Annotated in this window: 30 protein-coding genes and 3 pseudogenes; 22 read left to right on the top strand and 11 right to left on the bottom strand. The window is 73.1% G+C overall.

Annotation, left to right across the window (positions count from 1 at the left end):
• The 3 genes and pseudogenes from VGH76_RS11340 to VGH76_RS11330 form a co-directional block, all read left to right on the top strand.
• Positions 1-653, top strand: a pseudogene (locus VGH76_RS11340) (hypothetical protein); the annotation flags it as partial.
• Between the two features lie 89 nt (positions 654-742).
• Positions 743-1,429, top strand: coding sequence for a hypothetical protein (locus VGH76_RS11335; RefSeq protein WP_331556785.1), 687 nt, complete (start codon positions 743-745; stop codon positions 1,427-1,429).
• Between the two features lie 132 nt (positions 1,430-1,561).
• Positions 1,562-2,734, top strand: coding sequence for a 5-methyltetrahydropteroyltriglutamate--homocysteine methyltransferase (locus tag VGH76_RS11330; RefSeq protein WP_331556784.1), 1,173 nt, complete (start codon positions 1,562-1,564; stop codon positions 2,732-2,734).
• A 16-nt stretch (positions 2,735-2,750) separates the two neighbouring features.
• Here the strand turns inward: VGH76_RS11330 and VGH76_RS11325 are convergent, their stop codons facing one another.
• A complete protein-coding gene (locus tag VGH76_RS11325) occupies positions 2,751-3,458 on the bottom strand; it encodes a flavodoxin family protein (RefSeq protein ID WP_414637709.1) in 708 nt (235 codons plus the stop codon).
• 172 nt (positions 3,459-3,630) lie between these two features.
• Here VGH76_RS11325 and VGH76_RS11320 point away from each other — a divergent pair, with 172 nt between their 5' ends.
• From VGH76_RS11320 to hypE, 12 genes are all read left to right on the top strand, one after another.
• A complete protein-coding gene (locus VGH76_RS11320; protein ID WP_331556782.1) occupies positions 3,631-4,686 on the top strand; it encodes a hydrogenase expression protein HypE in 1,056 nt (351 codons plus the stop codon).
• Between the two features lie 13 nt (positions 4,687-4,699).
• Positions 4,700-6,502: a nickel-dependent hydrogenase large subunit gene (locus VGH76_RS11315; protein WP_331556781.1), complete on the top strand. Its 1,803-nt coding sequence runs from the start codon at positions 4,700-4,702 to the stop codon at positions 6,500-6,502.
• Positions 6,499-7,047: a NifU family protein gene (locus VGH76_RS11310; RefSeq protein WP_331556780.1), complete on the top strand. Its 549-nt coding sequence runs from the start codon at positions 6,499-6,501 to the stop codon at positions 7,045-7,047. The genes VGH76_RS11315 and VGH76_RS11310 overlap by 4 nt, the downstream gene beginning before the upstream one ends.
• Positions 7,044-7,715: a DUF5947 family protein gene (locus tag VGH76_RS11305; protein WP_331556779.1), complete on the top strand. Its 672-nt coding sequence runs from the start codon at positions 7,044-7,046 to the stop codon at positions 7,713-7,715. Before VGH76_RS11310 ends, VGH76_RS11305 begins: the two co-directional genes overlap by 4 nt.
• The gene (locus VGH76_RS11300; protein ID WP_331556778.1) at positions 7,712-8,380 is read left to right on the top strand and encodes a DUF6084 family protein; all 669 of its coding nucleotides are present in this window, start codon (positions 7,712-7,714) and stop codon (positions 8,378-8,380) included. Before VGH76_RS11305 ends, VGH76_RS11300 begins: the two co-directional genes overlap by 4 nt.
• On the top strand, positions 8,377-9,711 hold the full coding sequence (locus VGH76_RS11295; RefSeq protein ID WP_331556777.1) for a hypothetical protein: 1,335 nt from the start codon (positions 8,377-8,379) through the stop codon (positions 9,709-9,711). The genes VGH76_RS11300 and VGH76_RS11295 overlap by 4 nt, the downstream gene beginning before the upstream one ends.
• Positions 9,708-10,244, top strand: coding sequence for a hydrogenase maturation protease (locus VGH76_RS11290; protein ID WP_331556776.1), 537 nt, complete (start codon positions 9,708-9,710; stop codon positions 10,242-10,244). Before VGH76_RS11295 ends, VGH76_RS11290 begins: the two co-directional genes overlap by 4 nt.
• Positions 10,241-10,342, top strand: coding sequence for a DUF6893 family small protein (locus VGH76_RS27980; RefSeq protein ID WP_414637708.1), 102 nt, complete (start codon positions 10,241-10,243; stop codon positions 10,340-10,342). Before VGH76_RS11290 ends, VGH76_RS27980 begins: the two co-directional genes overlap by 4 nt.
• A gap of 16 nt (positions 10,343-10,358) precedes the next feature.
• Positions 10,359-10,715 carry a hydrogenase maturation nickel metallochaperone HypA gene (locus tag VGH76_RS11285; RefSeq protein WP_331556775.1) on the top strand — a complete coding sequence of 119 codons (357 nt, stop codon included), beginning with the start codon at positions 10,359-10,361 and terminating at the stop codon, positions 10,713-10,715.
• On the top strand, positions 10,716-10,991 hold the full coding sequence (locus VGH76_RS11280; RefSeq protein WP_331556774.1) for a HypC/HybG/HupF family hydrogenase formation chaperone: 276 nt from the start codon (positions 10,716-10,718) through the stop codon (positions 10,989-10,991). It abuts the gene before it with no gap.
• A gap of 5 nt (positions 10,992-10,996) precedes the next feature.
• Positions 10,997-12,145 carry a hydrogenase formation protein HypD gene (gene hypD, locus VGH76_RS11275; protein WP_331556773.1) on the top strand — a complete coding sequence of 383 codons (1,149 nt, stop codon included), beginning with the start codon at positions 10,997-10,999 and terminating at the stop codon, positions 12,143-12,145.
• Between the two features lie 65 nt (positions 12,146-12,210).
• Entirely contained in the window at positions 12,211-13,284 is a 1,074-nt protein-coding gene (hypE, locus tag VGH76_RS11270; RefSeq protein ID WP_331556786.1) for a hydrogenase expression/formation protein HypE, read from the top strand.
• A gap of 61 nt (positions 13,285-13,345) precedes the next feature.
• On the opposite strand, the gene VGH76_RS11265 is transcribed toward hypE, so the two are convergent.
• The 7 genes from VGH76_RS11265 to VGH76_RS11235 form a co-directional block, all read right to left on the bottom strand.
• Positions 13,346-13,759 carry an ester cyclase gene (locus VGH76_RS11265; protein ID WP_331556772.1) on the bottom strand — a complete coding sequence of 138 codons (414 nt, stop codon included), beginning with the start codon at positions 13,757-13,759 and terminating at the stop codon, positions 13,346-13,348.
• Between the two features lie 4 nt (positions 13,760-13,763).
• Complete coding sequence (locus VGH76_RS11260) at positions 13,764-14,033, bottom strand: hypothetical protein (RefSeq protein ID WP_331556771.1); 270 nt, start codon at positions 14,031-14,033, stop codon at positions 13,764-13,766.
• Between the two features lie 135 nt (positions 14,034-14,168).
• Positions 14,169-14,825 (bottom strand): SIS domain-containing protein, encoded by a 657-nt coding sequence (locus tag VGH76_RS11255; RefSeq protein WP_331556770.1) that lies wholly within the window; start codon positions 14,823-14,825, stop codon positions 14,169-14,171.
• Positions 14,822-15,439 carry an SIS domain-containing protein gene (locus VGH76_RS11250; protein ID WP_331556769.1) on the bottom strand — a complete coding sequence of 206 codons (618 nt, stop codon included), beginning with the start codon at positions 15,437-15,439 and terminating at the stop codon, positions 14,822-14,824. Before VGH76_RS11250 ends, VGH76_RS11255 begins: the two co-directional genes overlap by 4 nt.
• A complete protein-coding gene (gene hypF / locus VGH76_RS11245) occupies positions 15,432-17,726 on the bottom strand; it encodes a carbamoyltransferase HypF (protein WP_331556768.1) in 2,295 nt (764 codons plus the stop codon). The genes VGH76_RS11250 and hypF overlap by 8 nt, the downstream gene beginning before the upstream one ends.
• Positions 17,723-17,974, bottom strand: coding sequence for a HypC/HybG/HupF family hydrogenase formation chaperone (locus VGH76_RS11240; protein ID WP_331556767.1), 252 nt, complete (start codon positions 17,972-17,974; stop codon positions 17,723-17,725). Before VGH76_RS11240 ends, hypF begins: the two co-directional genes overlap by 4 nt.
• The gene (locus tag VGH76_RS11235; RefSeq protein WP_331556766.1) at positions 17,971-18,393 is read right to left on the bottom strand and encodes a helix-turn-helix transcriptional regulator; all 423 of its coding nucleotides are present in this window, start codon (positions 18,391-18,393) and stop codon (positions 17,971-17,973) included. The genes VGH76_RS11240 and VGH76_RS11235 overlap by 4 nt, the downstream gene beginning before the upstream one ends.
• Positions 18,394-18,613: 220 nt before the next feature.
• Here VGH76_RS11235 and VGH76_RS11230 point away from each other — a divergent pair.
• From VGH76_RS11230 to VGH76_RS11220, 3 genes and pseudogenes are all read left to right on the top strand, one after another.
• Positions 18,614-19,054: pseudogene (locus tag VGH76_RS11230) on the top strand (dihydrofolate reductase); the annotation flags it as partial.
• Between the two features lie 157 nt (positions 19,055-19,211).
• Positions 19,212-19,811, top strand: a complete 600-nt coding sequence (locus VGH76_RS11225; RefSeq protein ID WP_331556765.1) for a dihydrofolate reductase family protein — start codon at positions 19,212-19,214, stop codon at positions 19,809-19,811.
• 57 nt (positions 19,812-19,868) lie between these two features.
• Positions 19,869-20,228, top strand: coding sequence for a hypothetical protein (locus tag VGH76_RS11220; RefSeq protein ID WP_331556764.1), 360 nt, complete (start codon positions 19,869-19,871; stop codon positions 20,226-20,228).
• 20 nt (positions 20,229-20,248) lie between these two features.
• Here VGH76_RS11220 and VGH76_RS11215 read toward each other — a convergent pair whose 3' ends face one another.
• From VGH76_RS11215 to VGH76_RS11205, 3 genes are read right to left on the bottom strand one after another with little or no spacing between them, the layout of a single operon-like run.
• On the bottom strand, positions 20,249-20,563 hold the full coding sequence (locus tag VGH76_RS11215) for a hypothetical protein (protein ID WP_331556763.1): 315 nt from the start codon (positions 20,561-20,563) through the stop codon (positions 20,249-20,251).
• Between the two features lie 44 nt (positions 20,564-20,607).
• Positions 20,608-21,477: a CbtA family protein gene (locus tag VGH76_RS11210; RefSeq protein WP_331556762.1), complete on the bottom strand. Its 870-nt coding sequence runs from the start codon at positions 21,475-21,477 to the stop codon at positions 20,608-20,610.
• Positions 21,477-21,689 (bottom strand): CbtB domain-containing protein, encoded by a 213-nt coding sequence (locus VGH76_RS11205; RefSeq protein WP_331556761.1) that lies wholly within the window; start codon positions 21,687-21,689, stop codon positions 21,477-21,479. Before VGH76_RS11205 ends, VGH76_RS11210 begins: the two co-directional genes overlap by 1 nt.
• Before the next feature lie 284 nt (positions 21,690-21,973).
• Here VGH76_RS11205 and VGH76_RS11200 point away from each other — a divergent pair, with 284 nt between their 5' ends.
• From VGH76_RS11200 to VGH76_RS11185, 4 genes and pseudogenes are all read left to right on the top strand, one after another.
• Positions 21,974-22,447 (top strand): DUF5134 domain-containing protein, encoded by a 474-nt coding sequence (locus VGH76_RS11200; protein WP_331556760.1) that lies wholly within the window; start codon positions 21,974-21,976, stop codon positions 22,445-22,447.
• A gap of 15 nt (positions 22,448-22,462) precedes the next feature.
• Entirely contained in the window at positions 22,463-22,702 is a 240-nt protein-coding gene (locus tag VGH76_RS11195; protein ID WP_331556759.1) for a hypothetical protein, read from the top strand.
• A gap of 210 nt (positions 22,703-22,912) precedes the next feature.
• Positions 22,913-23,164, top strand: coding sequence for a zinc-binding dehydrogenase (locus VGH76_RS11190; protein ID WP_331556758.1), 252 nt, complete (start codon positions 22,913-22,915; stop codon positions 23,162-23,164).
• Between the two features lie 376 nt (positions 23,165-23,540).
• Positions 23,541-23,803 (top strand): annotated as a pseudogene (locus tag VGH76_RS11185) (hypothetical protein); the annotation flags it as partial.

The raw sequence follows: 23,803 nt of genomic DNA, 5'->3' as shown, positions 1-23,803 counted from the left end.
GCGCGGGCCGGCCGGACGCGACCGCGTCGGCTGCCACGGCGCGGGCGATCTACACCCGGCTGGACCTCCCGCTCCTCGCGGCCCGTTGCGCCTCGATCGCCGACGGGGGACCGGCCGGTGGCGAGGGCGACGGGACGCTGCGTCGCGACGGGCCGACGTGGACGGTGGGCGAGGGCGACCAGCGGGTGGTGCTGCGCCACGTGAAGGGCCTCACCGACCTCGCCCGACTGGTCGCGGAGCCGGATCGCGAGTTCCACGTCCTCGACCTCGTCGGCGGCACCCCGTCCGCGCCCGGGCTGCCCGCGGCCGGACTGCCCGCAGCCGGCGACGCCCTCGACGACGCCGCCCGGGCGGCCTACCGCCGGCGTCTCACGGACCTGGACGAGCGGATCGAGCGGGGCGACACCTCCGCGGCGCAGGAGCGGGATCTCCTCGTCGCCGAGCTCTCGCGCGCCTACGGGCTCGGCGGTCGGCCGCGACGCCCGGGGAGCTCGGCCGAGCGGGCCCGAACCGCGGTGACCTGGCGGATCCGCGACGCGATCACCCGCATCGAGACCGCCCTGCCCGGGCTGGGCAAGCACCTGCGCAGCTCGGTGCGCACCGGCACGTACTGCGTGTACTCCCCCGAGCACCCGCGCCGGTGGCACCTGTGAGGCCACCGCCTCACATCGTGCGCCGCTCCCTCACGCCGGAAGGGGTGGGACCGGGCCACGAGGGCCCGGCCGACCCGAGGAGGAGAGCGATGACGTTCGTCCAGATCATCGACGTGACCACCGACGACCCCGAGGCGCTGCGGGCCGCCGACGCGCGTTGGCGCAGCGCGACGCGGGGCCGCAACACCCTGCGCCGGGAGGCGATCTACACCGACCACCACACACCGAACCGCTACCTCGCGATCTGCGAGTTCGACGACCACGCCGGCGCCATGGCGAACTCGGCGCTGCCCGAGACCGACGAGGTCGCCGGACGGATCGCGGCGATCGCGACCGGGGGTGTCGGGTTCACCGACCTCGACCTGCTCGACGTGCCCGTCGACCGGGGGACCGAGGTCGCGGAGGGCTTCCTCCGGTCGGTGCGGGCCGGGCGGCTCGACCCGGCGATGTACGCCCCCGACGTCGCGGTGGTGCTGAACGTGCCCTTCGGCCTGGTCCGCGGCCACGGTCCGGACGAGCTCGCGGGGCTCCTGCGCGACGCCTTCCCCTACGGCGGCGAGGTGGTCTCGGAGCGGGCGGTCGGGACCGACACCGGCGTCGTCCTCGAGTTCGCGGCCCGCACCGTCGTGGGCCCGGACCGTCCCGGGAGCACGTACTCGCGCAACCTGGTCTGGCTCGAGTGCTCCGGCGGGCAGGTCCGGGCGGTCACGCTCTACTGCACCGGGGACTGGGACGCCGCCACCCAGGCCGAGCAGCTCGCGGCGGTCCATGCCTGACCGCCCCGACCGGGACGGAGCGGGCCGTGCCACGGCCCGCTCTGCCGGCGGGAGCACCGCGTTGACGTGATCTGGACCACACCATAGCGTCGGGTCGCGCTCCCCGATCCGCCGACGCTCTGGAGCATCGCCATGGCCGACTACGACCCGCGCACCGCGACCGGGATCCCCACCGAACCGGTGGGCTCCATGCCACGGCCGGCGACGCTGCAGGAGGCGTACGCCGCGTACGACGAGGGGAAGATCGACAAGGCGGCGCTCGAGGCCGAGCAGGAGGCCGCCGTCGACGACACCCTGGCCCGCTACGAGGCGACCGGGGCGCCGATCATCTCCGACGGCGAGCAGCGGTGGTCGTCGTTCGCGACCTACCCGATCACCGACACGCTCGCCGGCACCGGACTGGCACCCTCGCTCGGGCCGGGCGGGCAGTTCTTCGCGATCTTCGCCGACGGCCACGGCCGCCAGCTGCCCAAGCTGGTCAAGGGGCCCTTCGAGTACGCCAACTACGCCGCCGACTCCCTACGGAAATCCATCCCGAAGACGACGCGGCCGATGAAGCAGGCGGTGATCTCGCCGTCGATGCTCGCGCTGCTCTACCCCCTCGAGGACCCGGTGGAGGGCTACTCCCGGGAGGACTTCGAGGCCAAGCTCGTCGACGAGTGCGAGAAGGACATCCGCCAGTCGTTCGACGCGGGCGCCGCGCGGGTCTCGGTGGACTTCACCGAGGGCCGCCTCGCGACCCGCGCGGACCCGCGCAACCCCTGGACGGGCGCGGGGCTGCTGCCCCACTTCATCGAGCTCATCAACGGCGTCATGGCGCGGTTCTCCCCGGAGGAGCGCACGAAGATCGGGGTCCACACCTGCCCGGGCGGCGACCGCGACTCGGTGCACTCGGCCGACGTGCCCTACAACAACCTGCTGCCCGAGATGTTCAGGATCAACGCCGGGTACTTCCTCATCCAGCTCGCCAGCGAGCGCGAGAAGGACCCGGTCTACGAGTCGATCGGCAAGCACCTGCGCACGGACGCCGACGGCGTGACCCAGATGGCCTATCTCGGCGTGGTCAACCCCGGCAACCCGCGCGTCGAGAGCGCCGAGGAGATCGCCGACCGCCTGGTCCGCGCCGCCGATTTCATCGACCGCCAGCAGCTCGGCTCCACCGACGACTGCGGCTTCTCCCCGTTCTCGATCGACGAGAAGCCCAACCACGGCTCGCCGGACTTCGCCCGCGACGTGGCCTTCCAGAAGATCACCAACCGGGTCGCCGGGACGCGGATGGCGGCCGAACGGCTCGGGGTCTCCTGACCGGGGCGGCCGCGCCTCAGCGGTGCTCCGGGTTCTCGAAGTCGAGACGGCAGCCGGCGTCCCACTCGGAGCGCTGGTTGCCGTGGGCCGGGATGCCGCCGCGGTCCTTGAGCATCCGGGCCACGTGCAGCAGGTTCCAGGTCATGAACGTGGTGTTGCGGTTGGTGAAATCGTTGGTCGGGCCGCCCGAGCCGGGGTCGAGGTAGGACGGCCCCGGCCCGGCCTCGCCGATCCACCCGGCGTCGGCCTGCGGCGGGATCGTGTAGCCGAGGTGCTGGAGGCTGTAGAGCACGTTCATCGCGCAGTGCTTGACGCCGTCCTCGTTGCCGGTGATCAGGCAGCCGCCGACCCGCCCGTAGTAGGCGTACTGCCCGGCGTCGTTGAGCAGGTGCGAGCAGGCGTAGAGGCGTTCGATGACCTGCTTGGTCACCGAGCTGTTGTCCCCCAGCCAGATGGGCCCCGCGAGGACGAGGATGTCCGCGGCCAGGACGCGGCGGTAGAGCTCGGGCCACGCGTCGCTCGCCCAGCCGTGCTCGGTCATGTCCGGCCAGACGCCCACCGCGATGTCGTGGTCGATGGCGCGGAACTGGTCGACCCGGACGCCCTGCCGCTCGAGGATGCCGACGCTGAGGTCCACGAGTCCCTGGGTGTGGCTGCGCTCCGGTGAGCGCTTCAGCGTGCAGTTCACGAACAGGGCCGACAGGTCGTCGTAGGACGCGGTCACGGGCAGCATGATCCCGCCCGCACGGAGGGCGGCGGCAGCCCCCGTCCCGACTGTGCGGGCCGTCCCTACGTGTCGGAGTCACTTACCGCTCCACCGATCACGCTGCCAGCCTGTTCCCCTCCGCTGGTGCCACCCACTCGACGGCGCTCCGTTGAATCCGCTGGGGGAATTCGTGACGACCACTGCTGCGCCCGAGGACACCACGGTCCACATCCTCTGGATCAATGCGGGCCTCTCCTGTGACGGCGATTCGGTCGCCCTCACGGCCGCGACCCAGCCCTCCATCGAGGAGATCGCCCTCGGAGCCCTCCCGGGGCTGCCGACGGTGGCCGTGCACTGGCCGCTGATCGACTTCGAGTCCGGCCCGGACAAGGGCGCGGACACCTTCATCGAGTGGTTCTTCAAGGCCGAGCGCGGTGAGCTCGACGGGCCGTTCGTCCTGGTCATCGAGGGCTCGATCCCGAACGAGGCCATCAAGAAGGAGGGCTACTGGTGCGGGTTCGGCAACGACCCGGCCACCGGTCAGCCCCGGACGACGAGCGAGTGGATCGACCGGCTCGCCCCGAAGGCGGCCATCGTGCTCGCCGTCGGCACCTGCGCGACCTACGGCGGCATCCACGCCATGGCGGGCAACCCGACGGGCGCCATGGGCGTGGCCGACTACCTCGGCTGGGACTGGAAGTCCGTTCTCGGCATCCCGATCGTCAACGTCCCGGGCTGCCCGATCCACCCGGACAACCTCTCCGAGACGATCCTCTACCTGCTCTACCAGGCCGTGGGCTCGGCGCCGATGATCCCGCTCGACGAGGCCCTGCGTCCGACGTGGCTGTTCGGCGCGACGGTGCACGAGGGCTGCGACCGCGGCGGCTACTACGAGCAGGGCCAGTTCGCGACGGAGTACGGCCAGCCCGAGTGCATCGTCAAGCTCGGCTGCTGGGGCCCGGTCGTGAAGTGCAACGTGCCCAAGCGCGGCTGGATCAACGGCATCGGCGGCTGTCCGAACGTGGGCGGCATCTGCATCGGATGCACCATGCCGGGCTTCCACGACAAGTTCATGCCGTTCATGGACCCGCCCCCCGGCAGCCGGGTCTCCGGCGCCGCGAGCGGCGCCTACGGCGGGGTCATCCGCAGACTGCGCAAGATCACGCAGAAGACCGTCGACGCCGAACCGCGCTGGCGTCACAAGGGTCGCAAGCTCGACACCGGTTATCAGCCCGTCGCGTTCTGAGAGGTCGTACCTGATGACCGCCACCGCACCGAAGGCCTCGACAGGTCAGAAGACCGACCTCGTCGAGATGGCCTGGGACCCGATCACCCGCATCGTCGGCAGCCTGGGCATCTACACGAAGATCGATTTCGGCGCGAAACGCGTGGCTGAATGCCACTCGACGTCGTCGATCTTCCGCGGCTACTCCATCTTCATGAAGGGCAAGGACCCGCGCGACGCGCACTTCATCACCAGCCGTATCTGCGGAATCTGCGGCGACAACCACGCGACGTGCTCGGTCTACAACCAGAACATGGCTTACGGGGTGCGCCCGCCGCACCTCGGGGAATGGATCATCAACCTCGGCGAGGCCGCCGAGTACATGTTCGACCACAACATCTACCAGGAGAACCTGGTCGGGGTGGACTTCTGCGAGAAGATGATCTCGGAGACCAACCCCGGGGTGCTCGAGCTGGCCAACCGCACCGAGGCACGGGGCGCCGCCGAGCACGGCTACCGCACCATCGGCGACATCATGCGGGCGCTCAACCCGTTCACGGGCGAGTTCTACCGCGAGGCGCTGCAGGTCTCCCGCTACACGCGCGAGATGTTCTGTCTGATGGAAGGGCGGCACGTCCACCCGTCGACGCTCTACCCGGGCGGCGTCGGGACGACGGCGACGATCCAGCTCTTCACCGACTACCTGTCCCGGCTGATGCGCTACGTGGAGTTCATGAAGCGGGTCGTGCCGATGCACGACGACCTCTTCGACTTCATGTACGAGGCCCTGCCGGGCTACGAGGAGGTCGGCCGCCGGCGGGTGCTCCTGGGCTGCTGGGGCTCGCTGAACGACCCGGACCACTGCGACTTCGACTACCGCACGATGACCAACTGGGGACGGAAGATGTTCGTCACCCCCGGTGTCATCGTCGACGGGAAGCTCGTCACCACCGACCTCGTCGAGATCAACCTCGGCATCCGGATCCTCCTGGGCAGCTCCTACTACCGGGGCTGGGAGGACCAGGAGATGTTCGTCAAGCGCGATCCGCTGGGCAATCCGGTCTCGCAGGACCACCCCTGGAACCAGCACACGATCCCCGCGCCGCAGAAGCGTGACTTCGACGACAAGTACTCGTGGACGATGTCGCCGCGCTGGTTCGACGGCAAGGAGCACCTCCCGCTGGACACCGGCGGCGGACCGATCGCCCGGCTGTGGGCCACGGCGCTCGCCGGCTTCGTCGACACCGGCACCATCAGGTCGACCGGGCACAGCGTGGAGATCAACCTCCCGCGCACCGCGCTCAAGCCCGCGCGCAGCTTCACCTGGACCCCGCCGACCGACAAGACCGGCGCGCCGCTGTCCAACGCCATCGAGCGCGACCGCGCCCGCACCTACTTCCAGGCCTACGCCGCGGCCCTCGCGCTGCACTTCGTCGAGAAGGCGATGGCCGAGGTGCGCGGCGGGAACACGAAGACCTGGGAGAGCTTCGTGGTGCCCGACGAGTCCGTGAGCTGTGGGTTCACCGAGGCGGTCCGCGGTGTGCTGTCGCACCACATGGTCGTGCGGGACGGGAAGATCGCGAACTACCACCCGTACCCGCCGACGCCGTGGAACGGCAGCGTCCGGGACCGGTACGGCACGCCCGGCCCCTACGAGGACGCGGTGCAGAACACCCCGATCTTCGAGGAGAACAGCCCGGACAACTTCAAGGGCATCGACATCATGCGGGCCGTCCGCAGCTTCGACCCGTGCCTGCCGTGTGGCGTGCACATGTACCTCGGCAACGGGAAGCAACTGCACAAGGAGACCTCGCCGACGCAGCTGAACCTCCCGTGACGGCGCGCGCCTCCGAGGCCCCCGACCCGCAGCAGCTCGCCCAGGCGATCGAGGAGATCCTGGCCGAGCTCGCTGCGGCGGGCGACGGGCCGGGGCGCGCGGGGGAGGAACTCGTCCGCGTCCTCATGCAGTTCTACGGCGCCGGGCTCGAGGCCGCCGTCTCGGTGGTGCGCGTCGCAGGGGGCGACGACCTGGTGCACCGGCTCGGCGCGGACCCGCTGGTCTCGGCGCTGCTCGCGCTGCACGACCTGCACCCGGTGGACCTGCCGACGCGGGTCGGCCACGCGCTGGACACCGCACGGCGGCGGCTGGGGAGTCATGGTGCGGGCATCGCGCTCGACCACGTCGAGCTGGACACCGGCACGGTGTACGTGCACCTCGGCGGCGGGGGCTGCGGCACCGGGGACACCGTGCGCGACGTCGTGCGCAAGGCGCTGGGCGAGCTGACCCCGGAGATCGCGGCCGTCGAGTTCGAGACCGAACCGGCCGGACCGGCGCTCGTCCAGATCGGGATGCGGCCGCCCGAGCTCGCGGCGGGGTCGTGACCGCGCCGGCGGGGGGTGTCGCGGGCCTGCGCCGGTTCCTGGCCGCCCGGCCCGCCGCGCCGGTCGTCGAGCGCTGCGACCTGTGCGCGGCGGACATCCCCGAGGAGCACGCCCATCTGGTCCGGCCGGGGGAGCGCTCGCTGCGCTGCGCGTGCCGGCCCTGTGCGCTGTTGTTCAGCGAGGAGCGCCTCGGGGTCGACGGGGGCTTCGTCGCCGGCTACCGGACGGTGCCGGACCGCTACCGCCGCGACCCCGGCTTCACCCTCACCGACGCCGCGTGGGACGCGCTGCAGATCCCGGTCTCGACCGCGTTCTTCCTCGTCGACTCCACCCGCGACGGCGTCCTCGCCTGCTACCCGAGCCCGGCGGGGGCCACCGAGAGCGAGCTGGATCTGGAGCACTTCGACGAGGGCGTGGGTGCCACCCGACTCGCGACGATCCTGGAGCCGGACGTCGAGGCGCTGCTCGTACGCCGGCCGCGCGACGGGAACACGGAATGCTTCCTCGTCCCGATCGACGCCTGCTACCGGCTCGTCGGGCTGGTGCGCACCACCTGGAAGGGGTTCGACGGCGGGGCGGCGGCGTGGGCGGCGATCGACGGGTTCTTCGACGAGGTCCGCGTCCGAGCCCGGGACCTGGGGCCCCGGGACCTGGAGCCGGCCCCATGACACTGCCCTTCCCGCGTTCCGCTCCCGGTCCCGCGTTGCGCTTCGCCGTCGAGTCCGCCGATCACGACCCACACGCCATGGGACCGACGCTGCGGCTGCGCCTCCGGGTCGCCGACACCACCGGGACGACGGTGCACACCCTTGCGCTGCGGGCCCAGGTCCGGATCGAGCCGCGCAAGCGCCGCTACAGCGAGGCCGAGCAGCATCGGCTGGTGGAGCTCTTCGGCGAGCCGGGCGACTGGGCGCGCTCGTGCAACCCGATGCAGCTCGCGACGGTGTCGACGCTGGTCGGGACGTTCACCGGCGACACCGTCGTCGACATCGAGGTGCCCCTGACCTACGACGTCGAGATCGCCTCGACCCGCTACTTCCGGGGCCTCGACGACGGCGAGGTCCCACTGCTCGTCCTGTTCAGCGGGACGGTGTTCTACCGGTCGGCCCAGGGGGTGCAGGTCGGCCTCGTCCCCTGGCACGAGGAGGCGACCTTCCGGCTCCCGATCGCGCTGTGGCGGGACATGATGGCCGCCCACTACGCGGGGACCGCATGGCTCGCGCTGCCCGAGTACACGATGTCCCGGCTCACGGCGTGGCGTGCGGCGCAGGCGTTGCCGAGCTGGGAGCAGACGATCGACGCGCTGCTCTCGCGGGCGGAAGGCGCGCCGTGACCGCGGGGCTCGACGACGTCGCCGCCGTCGCCGACGCCGTCCTGTTCGAGGGCTACCTGCTCTACCCCTACCGCGCCTCGGCGCAGAAGAACGCGCTGCGCTGGCAGTTCGGGGTCCTCGTGCCGGCCGGCTCCGGCGGCGGCGAGCCGTCGGCCAGCCGGACCGAGTGCCTCGTCGAGCCCCGCCCCGGGGCGCGGCTCACCCTGCGCCTGCGGTTCCTGCACCGGCAGCGGCGCAGCGTGCTCGACGCGGCCGGGACGCGGTCCGAGCGGCTCGAGATCGACGGCACGCCGCACTTCGGGTGGGACGAGGGCGTGCCCCGCCAGGTCGACGCCGAGATCGCGCTCGACGACCTGCGCGCCGGCCCCGTCATCGTGCCCGTCGTGGTCCCGGGAGCACGCGAGACGGAGACGCTCCTCGACACGGCCGGTGTCCCGCGGGGCGCGTACGTGCGCGACACCGACGACCTGACCGGGCGGATCGTCGTCGGGCTCGACGACGTCCCCGGCCCCTACGGCGCGGCGCGGCTGCGCCTCGACGTCGTCAACGACGCCGAGGTCGGCCCCGGAGTCGAGGACGGCGGGCGGGACCGGGCGCTGGACCGCGCGTTCCTCGCCGCGCACACCGTGCTGGCGCTCGACGCCGGCGCGTTCGTCTCGAGCACCGACCCGCCGGAGTGGGCCGCGCCCGCCGTCCGGGACTGCGTCAACGAGCACAGCTGGCCGGTATTGGCGGGCCCCGAGGGGTGCACGTCGCTGCTGCTCGCGACCCCGATCATCCTCGCCGACCATCCCCAGCTGGCCCCGGAGAGCCCGACCGACCTGTTCGACGGCACCGAGAACGACGAGATCCTCACGCTGCGGACGGCGGCCCTCACCGACGACGAGAAGCGCGAGGCCCGCGCCACCGACCCCCGGGCGGCGGACCTGCTCGACGCGATCGAGGCGATGGGCCCGGCGATGGTCGAACGGCTGCACGGGGCGATCCGGCCGGACGGACGGGCCCCGGACGAGGTGCCGACGCTGGTCACCCCCGAGGTCCCGTGGTGGGACCCGGGCGCGGACGCGTCCGTGGACCCGTCGTCGGACGCCGTGGTGGTCGGGGAGGTCGAGGTCCGGGCCGGCAGCGCCGTCGTGCTGTGGCCGCGGGCCGGTGGCGACGCGCAGGACCTCTTCCTGCGCGGCCGCTCCGGGGTGGTCCAGGCGGTGCTGCACGACGTCGACGGCCTGGTCCACGTGGCGGTCTCGCTCGACGACGACCCCGCCGACCTGCAGACCGCGCACGGCCGGTTCCGCTACTTCGCCCCCGACGAGCTGGCGGTGGCACCATGAGGATCCTCGTGGCGGGCGTGGGCAACGTGCTCTGCTCCGACGACGGCTTCGGCTCCGAGGTCGCCGCGCGCCTGCTCGCCCGGCCCGGCGACGTTCCGGCCGACGTCGAGGTCGTCGACGTGGGCATCCGCGGGGTGCACCTGGCCTACCGGCTGCTCGACGGCTACGACGTGCTGCTGATCGTCGACACCACCCACCGCGACGGGCCGCCCGGCGCGCTGTACCTGCTCGAGCACGACCTCGCCGCGACCGCGGACGCCGCGCTCGACCCGCACGGCATGTCCCCCGATGCCGTGCTCGCGCTGCTCGACGGGCTCGCGCGCGACACCGGGACGGGGCGCGGCGCGCGCGACGTCGTCGGGCGGGTGCTGGTGCTCGGTTGCGAGCCGGCGGAGCTGGAGCCCGGGATCGGGCTCAGCACGCCGGTGCTGGCGGCCGTCGACGAGGCGGTCGCGGCGGTGGGGCGGGTGGTCGACCGGCTGCTCGCCGGCGAGGACTTCGGGGTGAGGAACGAGGAGGAGGTGGCGCGATGATCAAGCTGCTGGCGCTGGGGGCGCTGGTCGGGGCCGGGTGGCTGGCCTACGACTCGCGCGAGGACATCAAGCGCTACCTGCGCATGCGGGCGATGTGAGGGCGGGGGAGATCGCGTGCACGAGTTCGGGGTGGCGGCCTCGGTGCTCGACGCCGTCGAGGCGCGGGCCGCCGGGCGGCCGGTGAGCGCGCTGCGGCTGCACGTCGGGGCATTGCACCGCCTCGACCGCGCCGTCTTCGACGACGCGTTCTCAATGGTCGCCGACGGTGGCGTCGCCGAGGGGGCGGTGGTCGAGGTCGTCGAGATCGCGGTCGCGGTGCGCTGCCGCGGATGCGCGTCGACGACGACGGCCGACGAGCTCGTCGTCGCCTGCGGGACCTGCGGCGCCCACGACCTCGAACTGCTCACCGGGGACGAGCTCGTCCTCGAATCGATCACGGTCAGCACTCGCACCGAACAGGAGGTGGGATAGATGTGCCTCGGGATCCCGGGCGAGCTCGTCGAGCTGCCCGACGACGACACCGATCTCGCGCTGGTGACCGTCAGCGGGGTGCGGCGCAAGGTCAACGTCGGCCTGCTGCGCGGTGAGGAGGAGCTCGCCGTCGGCGACTGGATCCTCATCCACGTCGGCTTCGCGCTCGCGAAGATCGACGAGGAGGAGGCCGCGTCCGCGCTGCGGGTCCTGCACCAGCTCGGGCCGGCTTACGACCAGGAACTGCAGGACTTCGCGACCTCGGACGTGGGGTGAGCCCGATGCGCTTCGTCGATGAGTTCCGGGACCCGGAGACCGCCCGCCACCTGGCGCGGGAGATCGCCGCGCTGTGCGAGCCGGGGCGCCGCTACGCGTTCATGGAGGTGTGCGGCGGGCACACGCACACGATCTACAAGCACGGGCTCGAGGACCACCTGCCCGAGAACGTCCGCCTCGTGCACGGCCCCGGCTGCCCGGTGTGCGTGCTACCGATGGGCCGGGTCGACGACGCGATCGCGATCGCCGAGCACGACGACGTGATCATGACGGCGTTCGGCGACATGATGCGCGTGCCCGGCGGGCGCGGCTCCTTCTTCGACGCGAAGGCGGCCGGCGCGGACATCCGGATGGTGTACTCGCCGCTCGACGCCCTGAAGATCGCGCGGAACCACCCGGACAAGCGGGTGGTGTTCATGGCGATCGGCTTCGAGACGACCGCCCCGTCGACGGCGATGACGGTGCTGCGGGCACGGGCCGAGGGGCTGGAGAACTTCGCGGTCTTCGCCAACCACGTCACGATCATCCCGGCGATCAAGGCGATCCTGGACTCGCCCGACCTGCGCCTGGACGGGTTCCTCGGGCCGGGCCACGTCTCGACCGTCATCGGGTGCCGGCCCTACGAGTTCATCGCGCGCGACCACGGGAAGCCGCTGGTGGTGGCGGGGTTCGAGCCGCTGGACATCCTGGCTTCCGTGCACCGGCTGATGCGCCAGCTCGCCGAGGTGCGCTGCGAGGTGGAGAACCAGTACAGCCGGGTGGTGCCTTGGGACGGCAACCGGCGGGCGCTCGAGGTGATCGGCCAGGTGATGGAGCTGCGGCCGTGGTTCGAGTGGCGGGGCCTGGGGTTCATCTCGCACTCGGCGATGGCCCTGCGGTCGGAGTTCGCGGCGTACGACGCCGAGCGCATCTTCGACGTCCCCGGGGTGCGGGTCGCCGACCCGAAGGCCTGCCAGTGCGGCGAGGTGCTCAAGGGCGTGCTCGAACCCTGGGAGTGCAAGGTGTTCGGCACGGCGTGCACCCCGGAGACGCCGATCGGGACGTGCATGGTCTCGTCGGAGGGGGCGTGCGCGGCGTACTACAACTTCGGGCGCTTCAGCCGCTCGCGCGTGCGGGAGGCGACGCTGCTGGCGGATCCGGTGGTGCGGCGATGACCTCGGGGACCGAGCGGGCCTCGTGGGCCGAGGACGCCGTCGCGGCGCACGCCGGCGCCGAGCACCTGCGCACCGAGGACCAGGTCCTCGAGCGGATCGAGCGGGCCCGACGCCGTCGTCCCCGGGTGCGCGAGGAGCGGATCACGCTCGCGCACGGGGCGGGCGGCAAGGCGACGAGCACGCTGATCGAGGCGGTGTTCCTCGACGCGTTCCGCAACCCGGAGCTCGAGCGGCTCGGCGACGCGGCGGTCGTCGGGGTCGGGGACACCCGGCTCGCGTTCACCACCGACTCCTACGTGGTGTCCCCGCTGTTCTTCCCCGGCGGCAACATCGGCGACCTCGCGGTCAACGGCACCGTCAACGACCTCGCCGTCTCCGGCGCCCGCCCGCTGCACCTCTCGGCGGGCTTCGTCCTCGAGGAGGGGTTCCCGGTCGCGGACCTGCGGCGCATCGTCGACACCATGGCGGCCGCCGCCGCGGCGGCGGGGGTGCAGATCGTCACCGGCGACACGAAGGTCGTCCAGCGCGGGAAGGCCGACGGCTGCTTCGTCACGACGGCGGGCGTCGGGCTGCTCGACCGCCCGGGGACGCTGGACGCGGGCGCCGCCCGGCCGGGCGACGCGGTGATCGTGTCCGGCCCGATCGGCGATCACGGCGTCACCGTCATGCTCGCCCGGGGCGATCTCGACGTGGAGTCCGACCTCGTCTCGGACACCGCCCCGCTGCACACGCTGTGCGCGACGATCCTCGACGTGGGCGGCACCGCGGTGCGGGTCATGCGCGACGCCACCCGCGGCGGGGTCGCGACGATCTTCAACGAGATCGCGACCGCGTCAGGGGCGGCGGTCGTCGTCGACGAGGCCGCCGTCCCGGTGCGCGCCGAGGTCACCGGCGCCGCCGAGCTGCTCGGGATCGACCCGCTCTACGTCGCGTGCGAGGGCCGGCTGGTGGCGGTGGTCGCCGAGGAGGTCGCGGCCGACGTCCTGGCGGCGATGCGGGCGCACCCGCTGGGCGGCGAGGCCGCCGTCGTCGGGCGGGTCGCCGACGACCCGCCCGGGCTCGTGCTGCTGCGCACCGCGTTCGGCGGCACACGGATCGTCGACCTGCTCGTCGGGGATCCGCTGCCCCGGATCTGTTAGGTGGGCGGAGCCCTTGTGAGCACTTTCTGGGGCTATAGCCCCAGAAAGTGCTCACATGCCGTCAGGCACCCAGGCCCAACTGGCTCATGAAGGCCAGGTTGTCCCAGAAGAACCGGTGCTCCACGATCTCGCCGTTCTCGACGCGGGCGATCTCCATGGCGGGGAGCTCGACGGAACGGTGCGTTGCGGGCAGTTCGGTGCCGTCGGGCATCGCCAGAGGTCCGGTGTTGACCCCCTCCATCATGAACTCCCCGCAGTACAGATCCCCGTCCTCACAACCCCGCCCGACCGACACCCCGCCCGAGGGGAAGGCGTCGTACAGGCCCTGGAAGTACGGCTTCATGTTCTCCGGGCCCTCGAAGCGGCCGTCCGGGGTGGTCAGCACGGCGTCGGCGCGGTACAGAGCGCAGAACCCGTCGACGTCACCCTTGTTGTAGAGCTCGGTGCCCTTCTCGATGATCTCCCTGATGGTCATGACCTCACGCCTCCGCCCGCACTTCGTAGGTCCCGATGCTCTCGATCTGGGCTGCCGACTCGGGTGGTGGAACGTGCCTCGCGGCCATCTGCTCGGCATGCTCCCGCGTGTCGAAGAGGATCATCGCGTGCCCCGATTCCTCTCCACCGGCCCAGGTGCCCCTGATGAATCCCGGGGCTGCCTTCGCACCGGGGACGACGACCGCCGCGAGCTCGTCCCGGGCTTCCTGCGCACGGGACGAATCAATACGGGCGGTGACCACTACTGCATACATACGTGCTCCTCGACTGATCATTCGGCCGCCGCCGGGAAACTGGCGGTCACCCACCGTCCCATAGGAGCGCAATATCGTCGGGGATAGCACTCGATCGGCCGCGCACCCTTACGCTGTCCGAGAAGATCGCAGTTCTCAGGATCGCCTGAGTTCGTCCCGAACCAGTTCGCCGAGCACCTGGTAGACGGTGGTCTGCGCCTCCTGGATGCGGTGCACCGAGCTCGACGGCATGACGAACAGGTGGTCCACGGTGCCCGGCTCGGCCATGGCGCCCCCGCCCCCGCCGGCCAGCCCCACGGTGAGCATCCCGGTCCGCCGCGCGGCCGCGAGCCCCGCCAGCACGTTGCGCGACCCGCCGCTGGTGGAGAGCGCGAACGCGATGTCCCCCGGCCGGCCAGCGGCGGCGATCGGGCGGGCGAAGACGACCTCGAACGAGACGTCGTTGGCCAGCGCGGTCAGCACCGCGACGTCGGCGGTGAGCGCGACGGCGGGCAGCGCCGGGCCCGGGGAGGCCGGCACCGTGAAGCACGCCGCGACCGCCTGCGCGTCGGTGCTGCTGCCCCCGTTGCCGAACGCGACGAGCCGCCCGCCCGCCGCGAACGAGGCCGCCATCGCGCGGGCACACCGGGCGATCTCCTCGGCCTGTTCGTCGGCCACGCGACGGCGGAGCCGGTCGATCTCGGCGATCTTCTCGCGCGTGGAGGCGGCGACCTCGCCCAGCACCCGCTCGCCCGACCCTGCTCCGCCCGAGGAGGGGTAGAGGAACGGGTAGAGCGACTCGAGCCCGGTCACGCGGCACCGTCCGTCAGCGAGTCGGGGTTCTCCAGGAAGACGTGCACGAGCTCCCAGAGCACGTGGTAGATCGTCACGTGGATCTCCTTGACGACGGCGGGGTCGGAAGACCGCGCGACGACGAGGTGGTCGACGTCGCCCGACCCGGCGAGCCGACCGCCGTCGCCGCCGACCAGCGCGACCGTGAGCAGCCCGCGGGCCCGGGCCACGCCCAGCGCGCGGGCGACGTTGCGGCACTCCCCGTCGGGCGAGAGGCCCAGCGCGATGTCGGCGGGTACCGCGAGGCAGCGCAGCGGCGCCGCGAAGGTCTCGTCGGGTCCCTCGGCGGCGAGCGCCGCGGTGAGCGTCGCGGGGTCGTTCACCAGCGACAGGGCGGGCAGGGCGCGCTTGCCGACGATCACCGGGTGGACGAACTCGACGGCGAGGTGGGCGGCGTCCGCCGCGGCAGCGCCGTTGCCGAACGTCAGCAGCCGCCCGCCCGCGTGGAACCGGGCCGCCATCGCCTGGCACGTGGCCGCGACGGCCTCGGCCTCGTCGGCGAGGGCCGTCGTCGCGGCGCGGCGGCGCCCGAAGGCCGCGACGGCGTCGGCGGCCGTCGATCCCAGCTCACCCATGACCTCCCCCGATCTCTCGCGCGGCCGCCACCGCGGCCTGCCCGAGGCTGATCCCGCCGTCGTTGCACGGCACCCGGGCAGGCACCAGCACGTCCAGGCCCAGCGCCTCGAGCCCGGAGCGGACCCGCTCGAGCAGCACCTCGTTGACGAACACCCCGCCGGAGAGCACCGCGGTCGAGACGCCGTGCGCCGCGGCCGCCGTCCCGGCCGCCCGTACCGTCACGTCGGCGAGCCCGTGGTGGAACCGGGCGGCGATCCGCCCGACCTCGACCCCGCCCCGCAGGTCCTCGGCGGCCGCGCGCACCAGGTCGGCCCCGGCGATCACCCCGCCGGCCACGCCGGCCGGGTACGCGCCGGTCTCCCCCGGGTCGACCCGCTGCTCGAGCTCGATCGCCGCCTGCCCCTCGTAGGACACCGTGTCGCGGACCCCCACCAGGGCGGCGACGGCGTCGAAGAGCCGCCCGGCGCTGGACGTGAGCGGCGACCCGACGCCGCGGCGGGCCAGGGCGACGACCGGGTCCCACGCGTCGGCGTGTCGTTCCCGGACGGCCGAGCCGTCCCCGTCGGGCAGGTACGCGGCGACCATCCGCCACGGCTCCCGCACCGCGGCGGCCCCGCCGGGCAGCGGCACGTAGGCCAGGTGCCCGACCCGCTCGCAGCTCGCGAGGTCGGCCAGCAGCAGCTCGCCGCCCCAGATCGCGCCGTCGAGGCCGAGCCCGGTGCCGTCGAAAGCGACGCCGAGCACCGGGCCGTCGGCGGGGGTCCACCCGTGCTCGGCGAGGCACGAGGCGACGTGGGCGTGGTGGTGCTGCACACCGACCAGATCGACGTCCTCACCGGCCTCCTCCCGCGCCACCGCCTCCTTCGTCGACAGGTACTCCGGGTGCAGGTCGTGGGCGAGGACGGCCGGCTCGACGCCGAACAGCCGCGCGAGGTGGCCGGTCATGTGCCGGAACGCGCGGTAGGCCTCGGGATTGGTGAGGTCGCCCAGGTGCGGGGAGAGGAAGGCGCGCCGCCCGCGGAGCAGGCAGACGGTGCTCTTCACCTCCGCGCCGAGCCCGAGCACGGGCCGCGGCACGGCGAACCCGAGCGCGACCGGCTCCGGCGCGTACCCCCGCGCGCGGCGCACGGGTAGCTCGGCGCCGCGGTGCATCCGGACCACCGAGTCCTCGACGCGCACGTGGATCGGGCGGTCGTGGGCGAGGAACCCGTCGGCGAGCGGGCCCAGCCTGGCCCGCGCGTCGTCGTCGTCGACCGCGATCGGTTCGTCGGAGAGGTTGCCGCTGGTCAGCACGACGGGGACGCCGAGCTCGGCGGTGAGCAGGTGGTGCAGCGGCGTGTAGGGCAGCATGACGCCGAGGTCGCGGTTGCCGGGTGCGACGGCGTCCGCGACCGGCGCCCCGGGTCGGCGGCGCAGCAGCGTGATGGGTCGGCGGCGCGACGACAGGACCGCCGCCGCGGCCCCGTCCACGACGACGAGCTCGCCCGCCCGGGCCAAATCGGGGGCCATCAGGGCGAACGGCTTCTCGTCCCGGTGCTTTCCCTTACGCAGCCGGGTGACGGCGGCGTCGTCGTCGGCGCGGGCCGCGAGGTGGTAGCCGCCGAGGCCCTTCACCGCGAGGACAGCGCCGTCGGCGAGGAGCGCGGCCGCCGCGCGGAGCGGGTCGGCTCGGACCGTGCCCGCCCACCCGTCGACGCCGATCAGCCGCAGCGTCGGCCCGCAGGCCGGGCAGCAGGTCGGCTGGGCGTGGAAGCGCCGGTCGGCGGGGTCGTGGTACTCGCCGGCGCACGCCCCGCACATCGCGAAGCCGGCCATCGTCGTGGTGGCGCGGTCGTAGGGGACGTCGCGGACGATCGTGAACCGCGGTCCGCAGTGGGTGCAGTTGGTGAAGGGATACCGGTGGCGGCGGTCGGCCGGGTCGGACATCTCGGCCAGGCAGTCGGCGCAGGTGGCGGTGTCGGCGCTGACGAGCGCGTCGCGGTGCCCGGTCACGGCGCTCGCGCCGATGACGAAGGTCCGCTCCCCCCGCGGGGCGAGCGCGGCGGTGGTCACCGACTCGACGACCGCGAGCGCCGGCGGACGCTGCCGCAGCGAAGCGAGGAACGCATCGACGCTCTCGAGCCTGCCCTCGACCTCGGCGACGACCCCGGCGTCGTCGTTCCCCACGAACCCGCCGAGGTCGTGCGCCGTCGCGAGCGCGTGCACGAACGGCCGGAAACCGACGCCCTGCACGATCCCGGAGACCCGGACGCGCACCCGGGTGCGCTCGGCACCGGCGGCGCTCACCGCGCGGGCCCGCCGGGAGCGGACCCGGGCGCCGCGCCCAGGCAGGCGATCGCCTCCTTCGCGTGCACCAGGACGACGTCCCCGACGGCGGCGTCGACGAGGGCGACCGAGACCTCCTCGACGCCGAGGCCGGTGTCCACCCGGGCGATCCCGTCGTCGCGGATCTCCAGCACGGTCACGGGCACGGCCTCGTCGGAGCACGTCACGCAGACCTCGCCGTCGCAGTGTGGCGGGTCAGGCGTGCTCACGGGCCGACCCCCGTGCGTTCCGACCTCTCACCCACGACCGACGAGACCAGCGACGCCTCGCCGCAGCGCGCCAGGAACACGTGCACGAGGTGGTGGGTCACCTCGAGGAGCTCGATCTGGTGGCGGAGGCAGTCGGTACCCGCCGTCGTCAGCGAGTAGGTGCGCCGCGCGGGTCCGGAGCCCGAGGTGGACCACGTCGACCGGACGAGTCCCTCCCGCTCGAAGGAACGCAGCGTGCGGTAGACCCCGCCGGGGTCCAGGTCATCGATGAACGCGGCGTGCAGCCGCTCGACGAGGTCGTACCCATGGGCGGGCCGCTCCCGCAGCAGGAGCAGCAGACAGGGCCGGATGAAGTTGCGCGGTTCGCATTCGCCCATCGCGGTGCCCCATACCCGACCGGGAATTGTGCCCTGGATCACTCACCCTCCTCTGCCCCGACCACATCCTCAAGGGCCCGTCGTGCCCGATCGGAGGGGACGTCCGGCCTTCTCAGCCGCCTTGCGTTCCCGTCACAGTCGACTCTTCGTTTTCCGGCATCGATCGTCGTCCGAGGGCCGAACGGCACAGCCGAGGTGACCCATAGTCCTAAAACAGTATTGTCTGATACCTTCTCGCATCTGACCCACGAGGAGGACCGACATGGGCAGGATCGTGCTCTACATGTGGATGTCGCTCGACGGCTTCGTCACGGGACCGGACGACGGGCCGGGGCAGGGTCTCGGGGTCGGCGGGGAGCGGCTGCACGAGTCCCTGGCCCTCGACGACGGCGCTCCGGACACCGCGCGCAGCGACGACGACGTCGGGGCGGCCGTCCTGGCCGAGGCGATGTCGACCGGTGCCGTGCTCACCGGACGTCGCACCTTCGACCTCGCCGGGCACTGGAACGGCGACCACCACGACGGGGTGCCGATCATCGTGCTGACCCGGACCCCGCCGCCGCGGCCCGCCCCCGGGCACGCCCGGTACGTCACCGACGTGCGGGAAGCCGCCGCCGCGGCTCGACGGGCCGCCGGTGACCGCGACGTCCTGCTCCACGGCGCCGAGGCGGCGCGGGCCTTCCTGCAGGCCGGGGAGCTCGACGAGATGGCGCTGCAGGTGGTGCCGGTCCTGCTCGGGCAGGGTCGGCGGCTGTTCGAGACCTGGCGCCCGAGCAGGTGGAGCTCGAGCTCGTGCACGCCCTCGACGGGCCCGCGTCGGTGCACCTGCGCTACCGCGTCCTGCCCGGGGGTGAGCGGTGATGGCGATCCGACTCGATATGACCGTGTCGCTCGACGGCTACGTCGCCGGCCCCGACGACGACGCCGCGAACCCGATGGGCCGTGGCGGGTTCCGGCTGTTCGACTGGCTCGACCGCCGGCTCGAGCCGGGGCCGAGCGGGGAGGTCTACGCCGAGGCCCTCGCCACCCGCGCCGTCCTCGCCGGGCGCCGCACCTACGAGCTGGCCGGTCGCTGGGGCGGTGACCACCACGACGGCGTCCCGATCGTCGTCCTCACCCACCGGGTCCCCGACGAGCCGCCGCCGGGCAGCGTCGAGTACGCCACCGATCCGCGCGACGCGGCGGCGCGGGCGCGTGCGGCGGCCGGGGACGGCGACGTGATGGTCCACGGCGCGGGCATGGCACAGGGCCTGCTGGCGGTGGGCGAGCTCGACGAGATCGAGCTCCACCTCGTCCCGGTGCTCCTCGGCCGGGGTCGGCGCCTGTTCGACAACCTCGCGGCCCGGCACGTCGAGCTCGAGTTCGTCCGACGGCTCGAGACCCCGCCGGCCGACGACCTCCCCCGACGGGTCACGCACCTGCGCTACCGCGTGCGCGACGAGGTCGCCCGACACCGGTGATCAGGTGGTTCGCTCCTGGTGTGCGGGGTACACCCCCGACCTTGGGGGTAGCTGACGATGCCACGGAGCGAGCACGGCCGGGTCCGGCGCCAGGACGGCCTGCCCGGACGCCCCGGCTTCGGCGCCGACCGGCGGTCGGCCGACGTCGCGCTCCCGCCGTCGGCCGCCACGGTGCGGGCGATGACCGCCGCCGGGTCGCGCGCCGAGTCGGCCCACGCCCACCGACCGCGCCTCACGGGCGGCGTCCGCGCCCTGCTGGTCGGGCTCGCGACGACGCTGGCCGTCTTCGCCCTCGCGGTGGCACTGGTGACGGTGCTCGAGGTCGTCGTCGACCACCCGCTCTCGGGTGGCTCACCCGGCGGGACCACCCTGGGGGAACTGATCCACCCCCGGCTCGCGGCCACCTCGAAGCACTGAGCCCGCCGGATCGCGAGCCGTCACCGTCGCGAGGCGCGCCGCCTCCCCGGACGCCGGGTGACCGCCGGGCGTCGCGGCGGATCGAGGACGAGCACGAGGGTCGCCACGGCCACCGTCGCCACCCCGACGAGGACGGCCGGCCAGCCGCGGCCGATCGGCTCGAGAAGGCTCGTGACCCCGAAGACGGTGATGAGCGTTCCCGCCGTGACGGCCACCGCCAGACTCGCGACACGACGTTTCTCGAGGCGCTGACGCTCGCGCAGGGCCGAGAACGGGGAGGTGAACGCGCCGGTGGGGTCGCGGTGGCGGCCCGGCGCGGGAGCGGTGTTCGTCATGGGGTCCGCCCGGCGTACCCGCGCCGGGCCGGCCGGAACCGCGATCAGGCGTGCGCCGACGTCTCCTCCGGCGACGGCGCCGTGGCCCTCTCATCGCGGGAGCCGCCCGACGCCCGCTCGGCCAGCGCCCCGAACACCAGCCCGAGCACGCCCCACAGGAGGAGCTGCGCGGTGAAGGAGTACACGCGGAACGCGGAGAGCAGGTCGGCGTCGAAGCCGGGGAACACGATGCGGCCCGTGGCGTCGCGCTGCGGCTGGGGCGTCTCGGTCGCTGCCGGACCGTAGGTACCGACGTTCGCCGCGAGCTCGCCGAGCGACGGCAGGACCGCCATGAGGCTCCCGGCGAGCACCACGTAGACGGCTCCACCGACCAGGGCCGCGTTCCACCCTCCTAGCCGCGCGGAGAGCCGGCGGCCCACCAGCGTCGCGACGACGAGGATGAGGACCGAGCCGATCAGCATCACCAGGTAGAGCCCCGACCGGTCACCGATCGTCTCCTCGTGGCCGACGGCGGGCGGGTTGGCCGGGTACTTCACGAACGGTGTGGCGTACAGCGTCAGGAAGCCGGCCCCCGCGAGGACGAGCCCGAGCACCCGCGGCCGCCAGGTCACGGTCCCCTGGACCACCGTGTAGGCGACGGCGAAGAGCAGCCCGAGCGCAACGCCGACGAGGATCATGCCCGCGCCGATGCCGAGGGTGCCCTGCACTCCCCGGCTGAAGATCTCCGCGCCCATCTCGTGGCCCGGCTGCCCGGCCGCCACGGCCAACGCGTGCTCCGCCTCGCCGCGCCGCTCCTCGTAGTCGATGGCCTGGCCGATCAGCGGTTCCGCGAAGACCCTGGCGAAGCCGAACGCGACCAGGCCCCCGATCCCGCCCGCGAGCGCCGCCCGCGGGATCACCGCCTTCGCGTGCATCAGTGGCACGGGAAGCCGAGGAAGTGGCGCGCATCGTGCACGAACTCGTGGACGATCATCGTGTTCCCGAACAGCGACGTCGCGCCCTCGTCGAACCCGATGAAGGAGAAGAGCAACAGCCCGACGACCAGCGAGCCGATCAGGTAGGGCGTGTTGCCCACCGCGCCGGTGGCGGTGGCGCGGAGGCGCTCGGCAGCGCGGGCAGTCGTCACGGGATGTCCCTTTTCGCCGGGGTCTGGCCGCGCGGGACGCTACGGAGCCCGTCGCAACGAGTCAATATCCCAGCAAGTGATGAGATATCGCGGCGATGCGGGCCCCGCTGAGAGCGCGGCTCCTCCCGACGGCGACGGCCGCTACGCCGTCCGCCGGAGCACGACGACGGCGGGCGCGCGATCGCGACCGTCGGGCGCGCTTGCCCGGCCTGCGTTCTCAGAACCGGGCGCCGGGCCACCGCCGCCCTCCTAGCGTCGTCGCCGATCCACCGAGAGGGGTGCCCGTGTTCTCATCGACGCTGTCCTGGGCCTTCACGGTCGTGTTCACGCTGACCGGCGTGTACTCGCTGGTCCGCCTGACCGAGTTCGCCAGCGGGATGGACCGCACCGGCTCCCGGATCGCGGAGCTGTCGCACCTCCTCATGAGCCTCGCGATGATCGCGATGGCCTGGGCGTGGACCGGGGATCCGTCGAGCCCGACGGGGCTCCTCCAGATCCTGGTCTTCGGGGTCCTGGGGATCTGGTTCCTCGCCCGGCTGGCGCTCCCCGTCGGCGACCACTCCCGCGCGACCGAGGGTTACCACCTCGTCGCGAACGCCGCGATGGTGTGGATGGTCGCGGCGATGCCGGACATCATGGGCTCGGGCGCCGTCTCCGACGCCGCCCCTCACGGCGGCACCGACATGGCCGGTATGCCCGGCATGGCGGGGATGGCCGTGATGGACGCCGCCCCGACGCCACCGTCGACGCCCCCGTGAGCGCTCGCGGGCAGCGTGGCCTTCGCCGTGCTGGTGCTCGCCGGTGCCGCGCTCTGGGCGGCGCGGATCGCGCGGCCGGACGCCGCGGACGGCTGCGCCGGGGTCCCGACGGAGGCCGGGGAGACGGCGGCCGCGGGCTCCGTGGCCCTGGCGGTCGCGCCGACCCGGACCCGCAGCACGAGCGCGCGCCTCGACGCCTGTTGCCACGTGCTCATGAGCCTCGGGATGGCCGGCATGCTGCTGGCGATGCTCTGACGCCGGCCGCCCACGACAGCGCGGCGAAGAGCAGCATCCACACCCCGATCGCGACCCGGCCGGGATGTCCGAGGTCATCAGCGCCGGGATAAGGGCGACGAAGACGAAGGCACCGGTGACCAGCACGATCCACCGGCGCCACCCGGTGAACCCGCCGGACCGCCCGATCGCGATCCCGCGGTCGCGCTCGTCGGCGGCCCGGCCCGCGTCGTGACCCTGTCGGACCCCCGGGCCGGGCGGTTCGGGGTCACGCTGTCGGCTCCCGATCCGGACGGGGTTCCGGCCGCTCTGGGCGAGGCCGTAGCGCGTGTCGAGGACGGGACGCTGACGGTGCGCGAGCCGACGGTCGCGCCGCTGGACGAGGCCGCCGAGGTCCACGCCGGACTCGGGGCCGGGGCGCTGCGCGGCAAGATCGTCCTGGCGGTCCGAGACGGGTTCGTTCGCCGGACATGGTGTGTTTGACCTGATCGGGGGCGGGGCACGGTAGTGGCATCGGGGCGTGTGGCGGTCCGGGGGGAGCACCCGCACGGTCCCCGCGAGGAGCGGTCCCGCTCCCGGTGGTCGGGAGCCCATCGGGGTGGGGCCGCTCCGTCACGCGTCGGGTTCCGCTGCCCGGGAGCCCTCACCGCTCGACGCCGGCCCACGCGTGTTCCCTAACGTAAGGATGTGGCTGCCTCGACGTCGCCGTAGGACGCCTCGCACTCGTGGAGCCATGACGGGATGGACGTCGTCGACGACGATCCCGTGCACACTGTTGAAGGGCGGCCTAGCCGAGTTCGAGGCGGGCTCGGACCTCGGGTCGAGGAGAGTGTCAGAGGGTCCCGCTAGTTTCTCGAACATGAGTTCGAGGGATGCGGGCGGGGCGGGTGACGCGGTGAGCACCGAGCTGACCGCGCTGCTCGCCCGCCTCGGCGAGCTCGCCGACGCCGCCACCGACGACTACGCGGTCTCGGATGGGGCGCGGATCGACCGGATCGCGCTCTACGAGCAGGTGCGGGGGGCGTTGGCTGCGGCGCAGCACACCGAGATGGTCGCCTTCGCCCGGTCCCAGGTCGCCGCGCAGGAGGCCGAGATCGCCGCAGGTCGGCTGGACCCGCGCAC

It is taken from the genome of Actinomycetospora sp. (assembly GCF_036497585.1).
Taxonomy (GTDB): Bacteria; Actinomycetota; Actinomycetes; order Mycobacteriales; family Pseudonocardiaceae; genus Actinomycetospora.
Note: the sequence above shows the minus strand (reverse complement) of the source record. Positions and strands in the feature narration are given on the sequence as shown.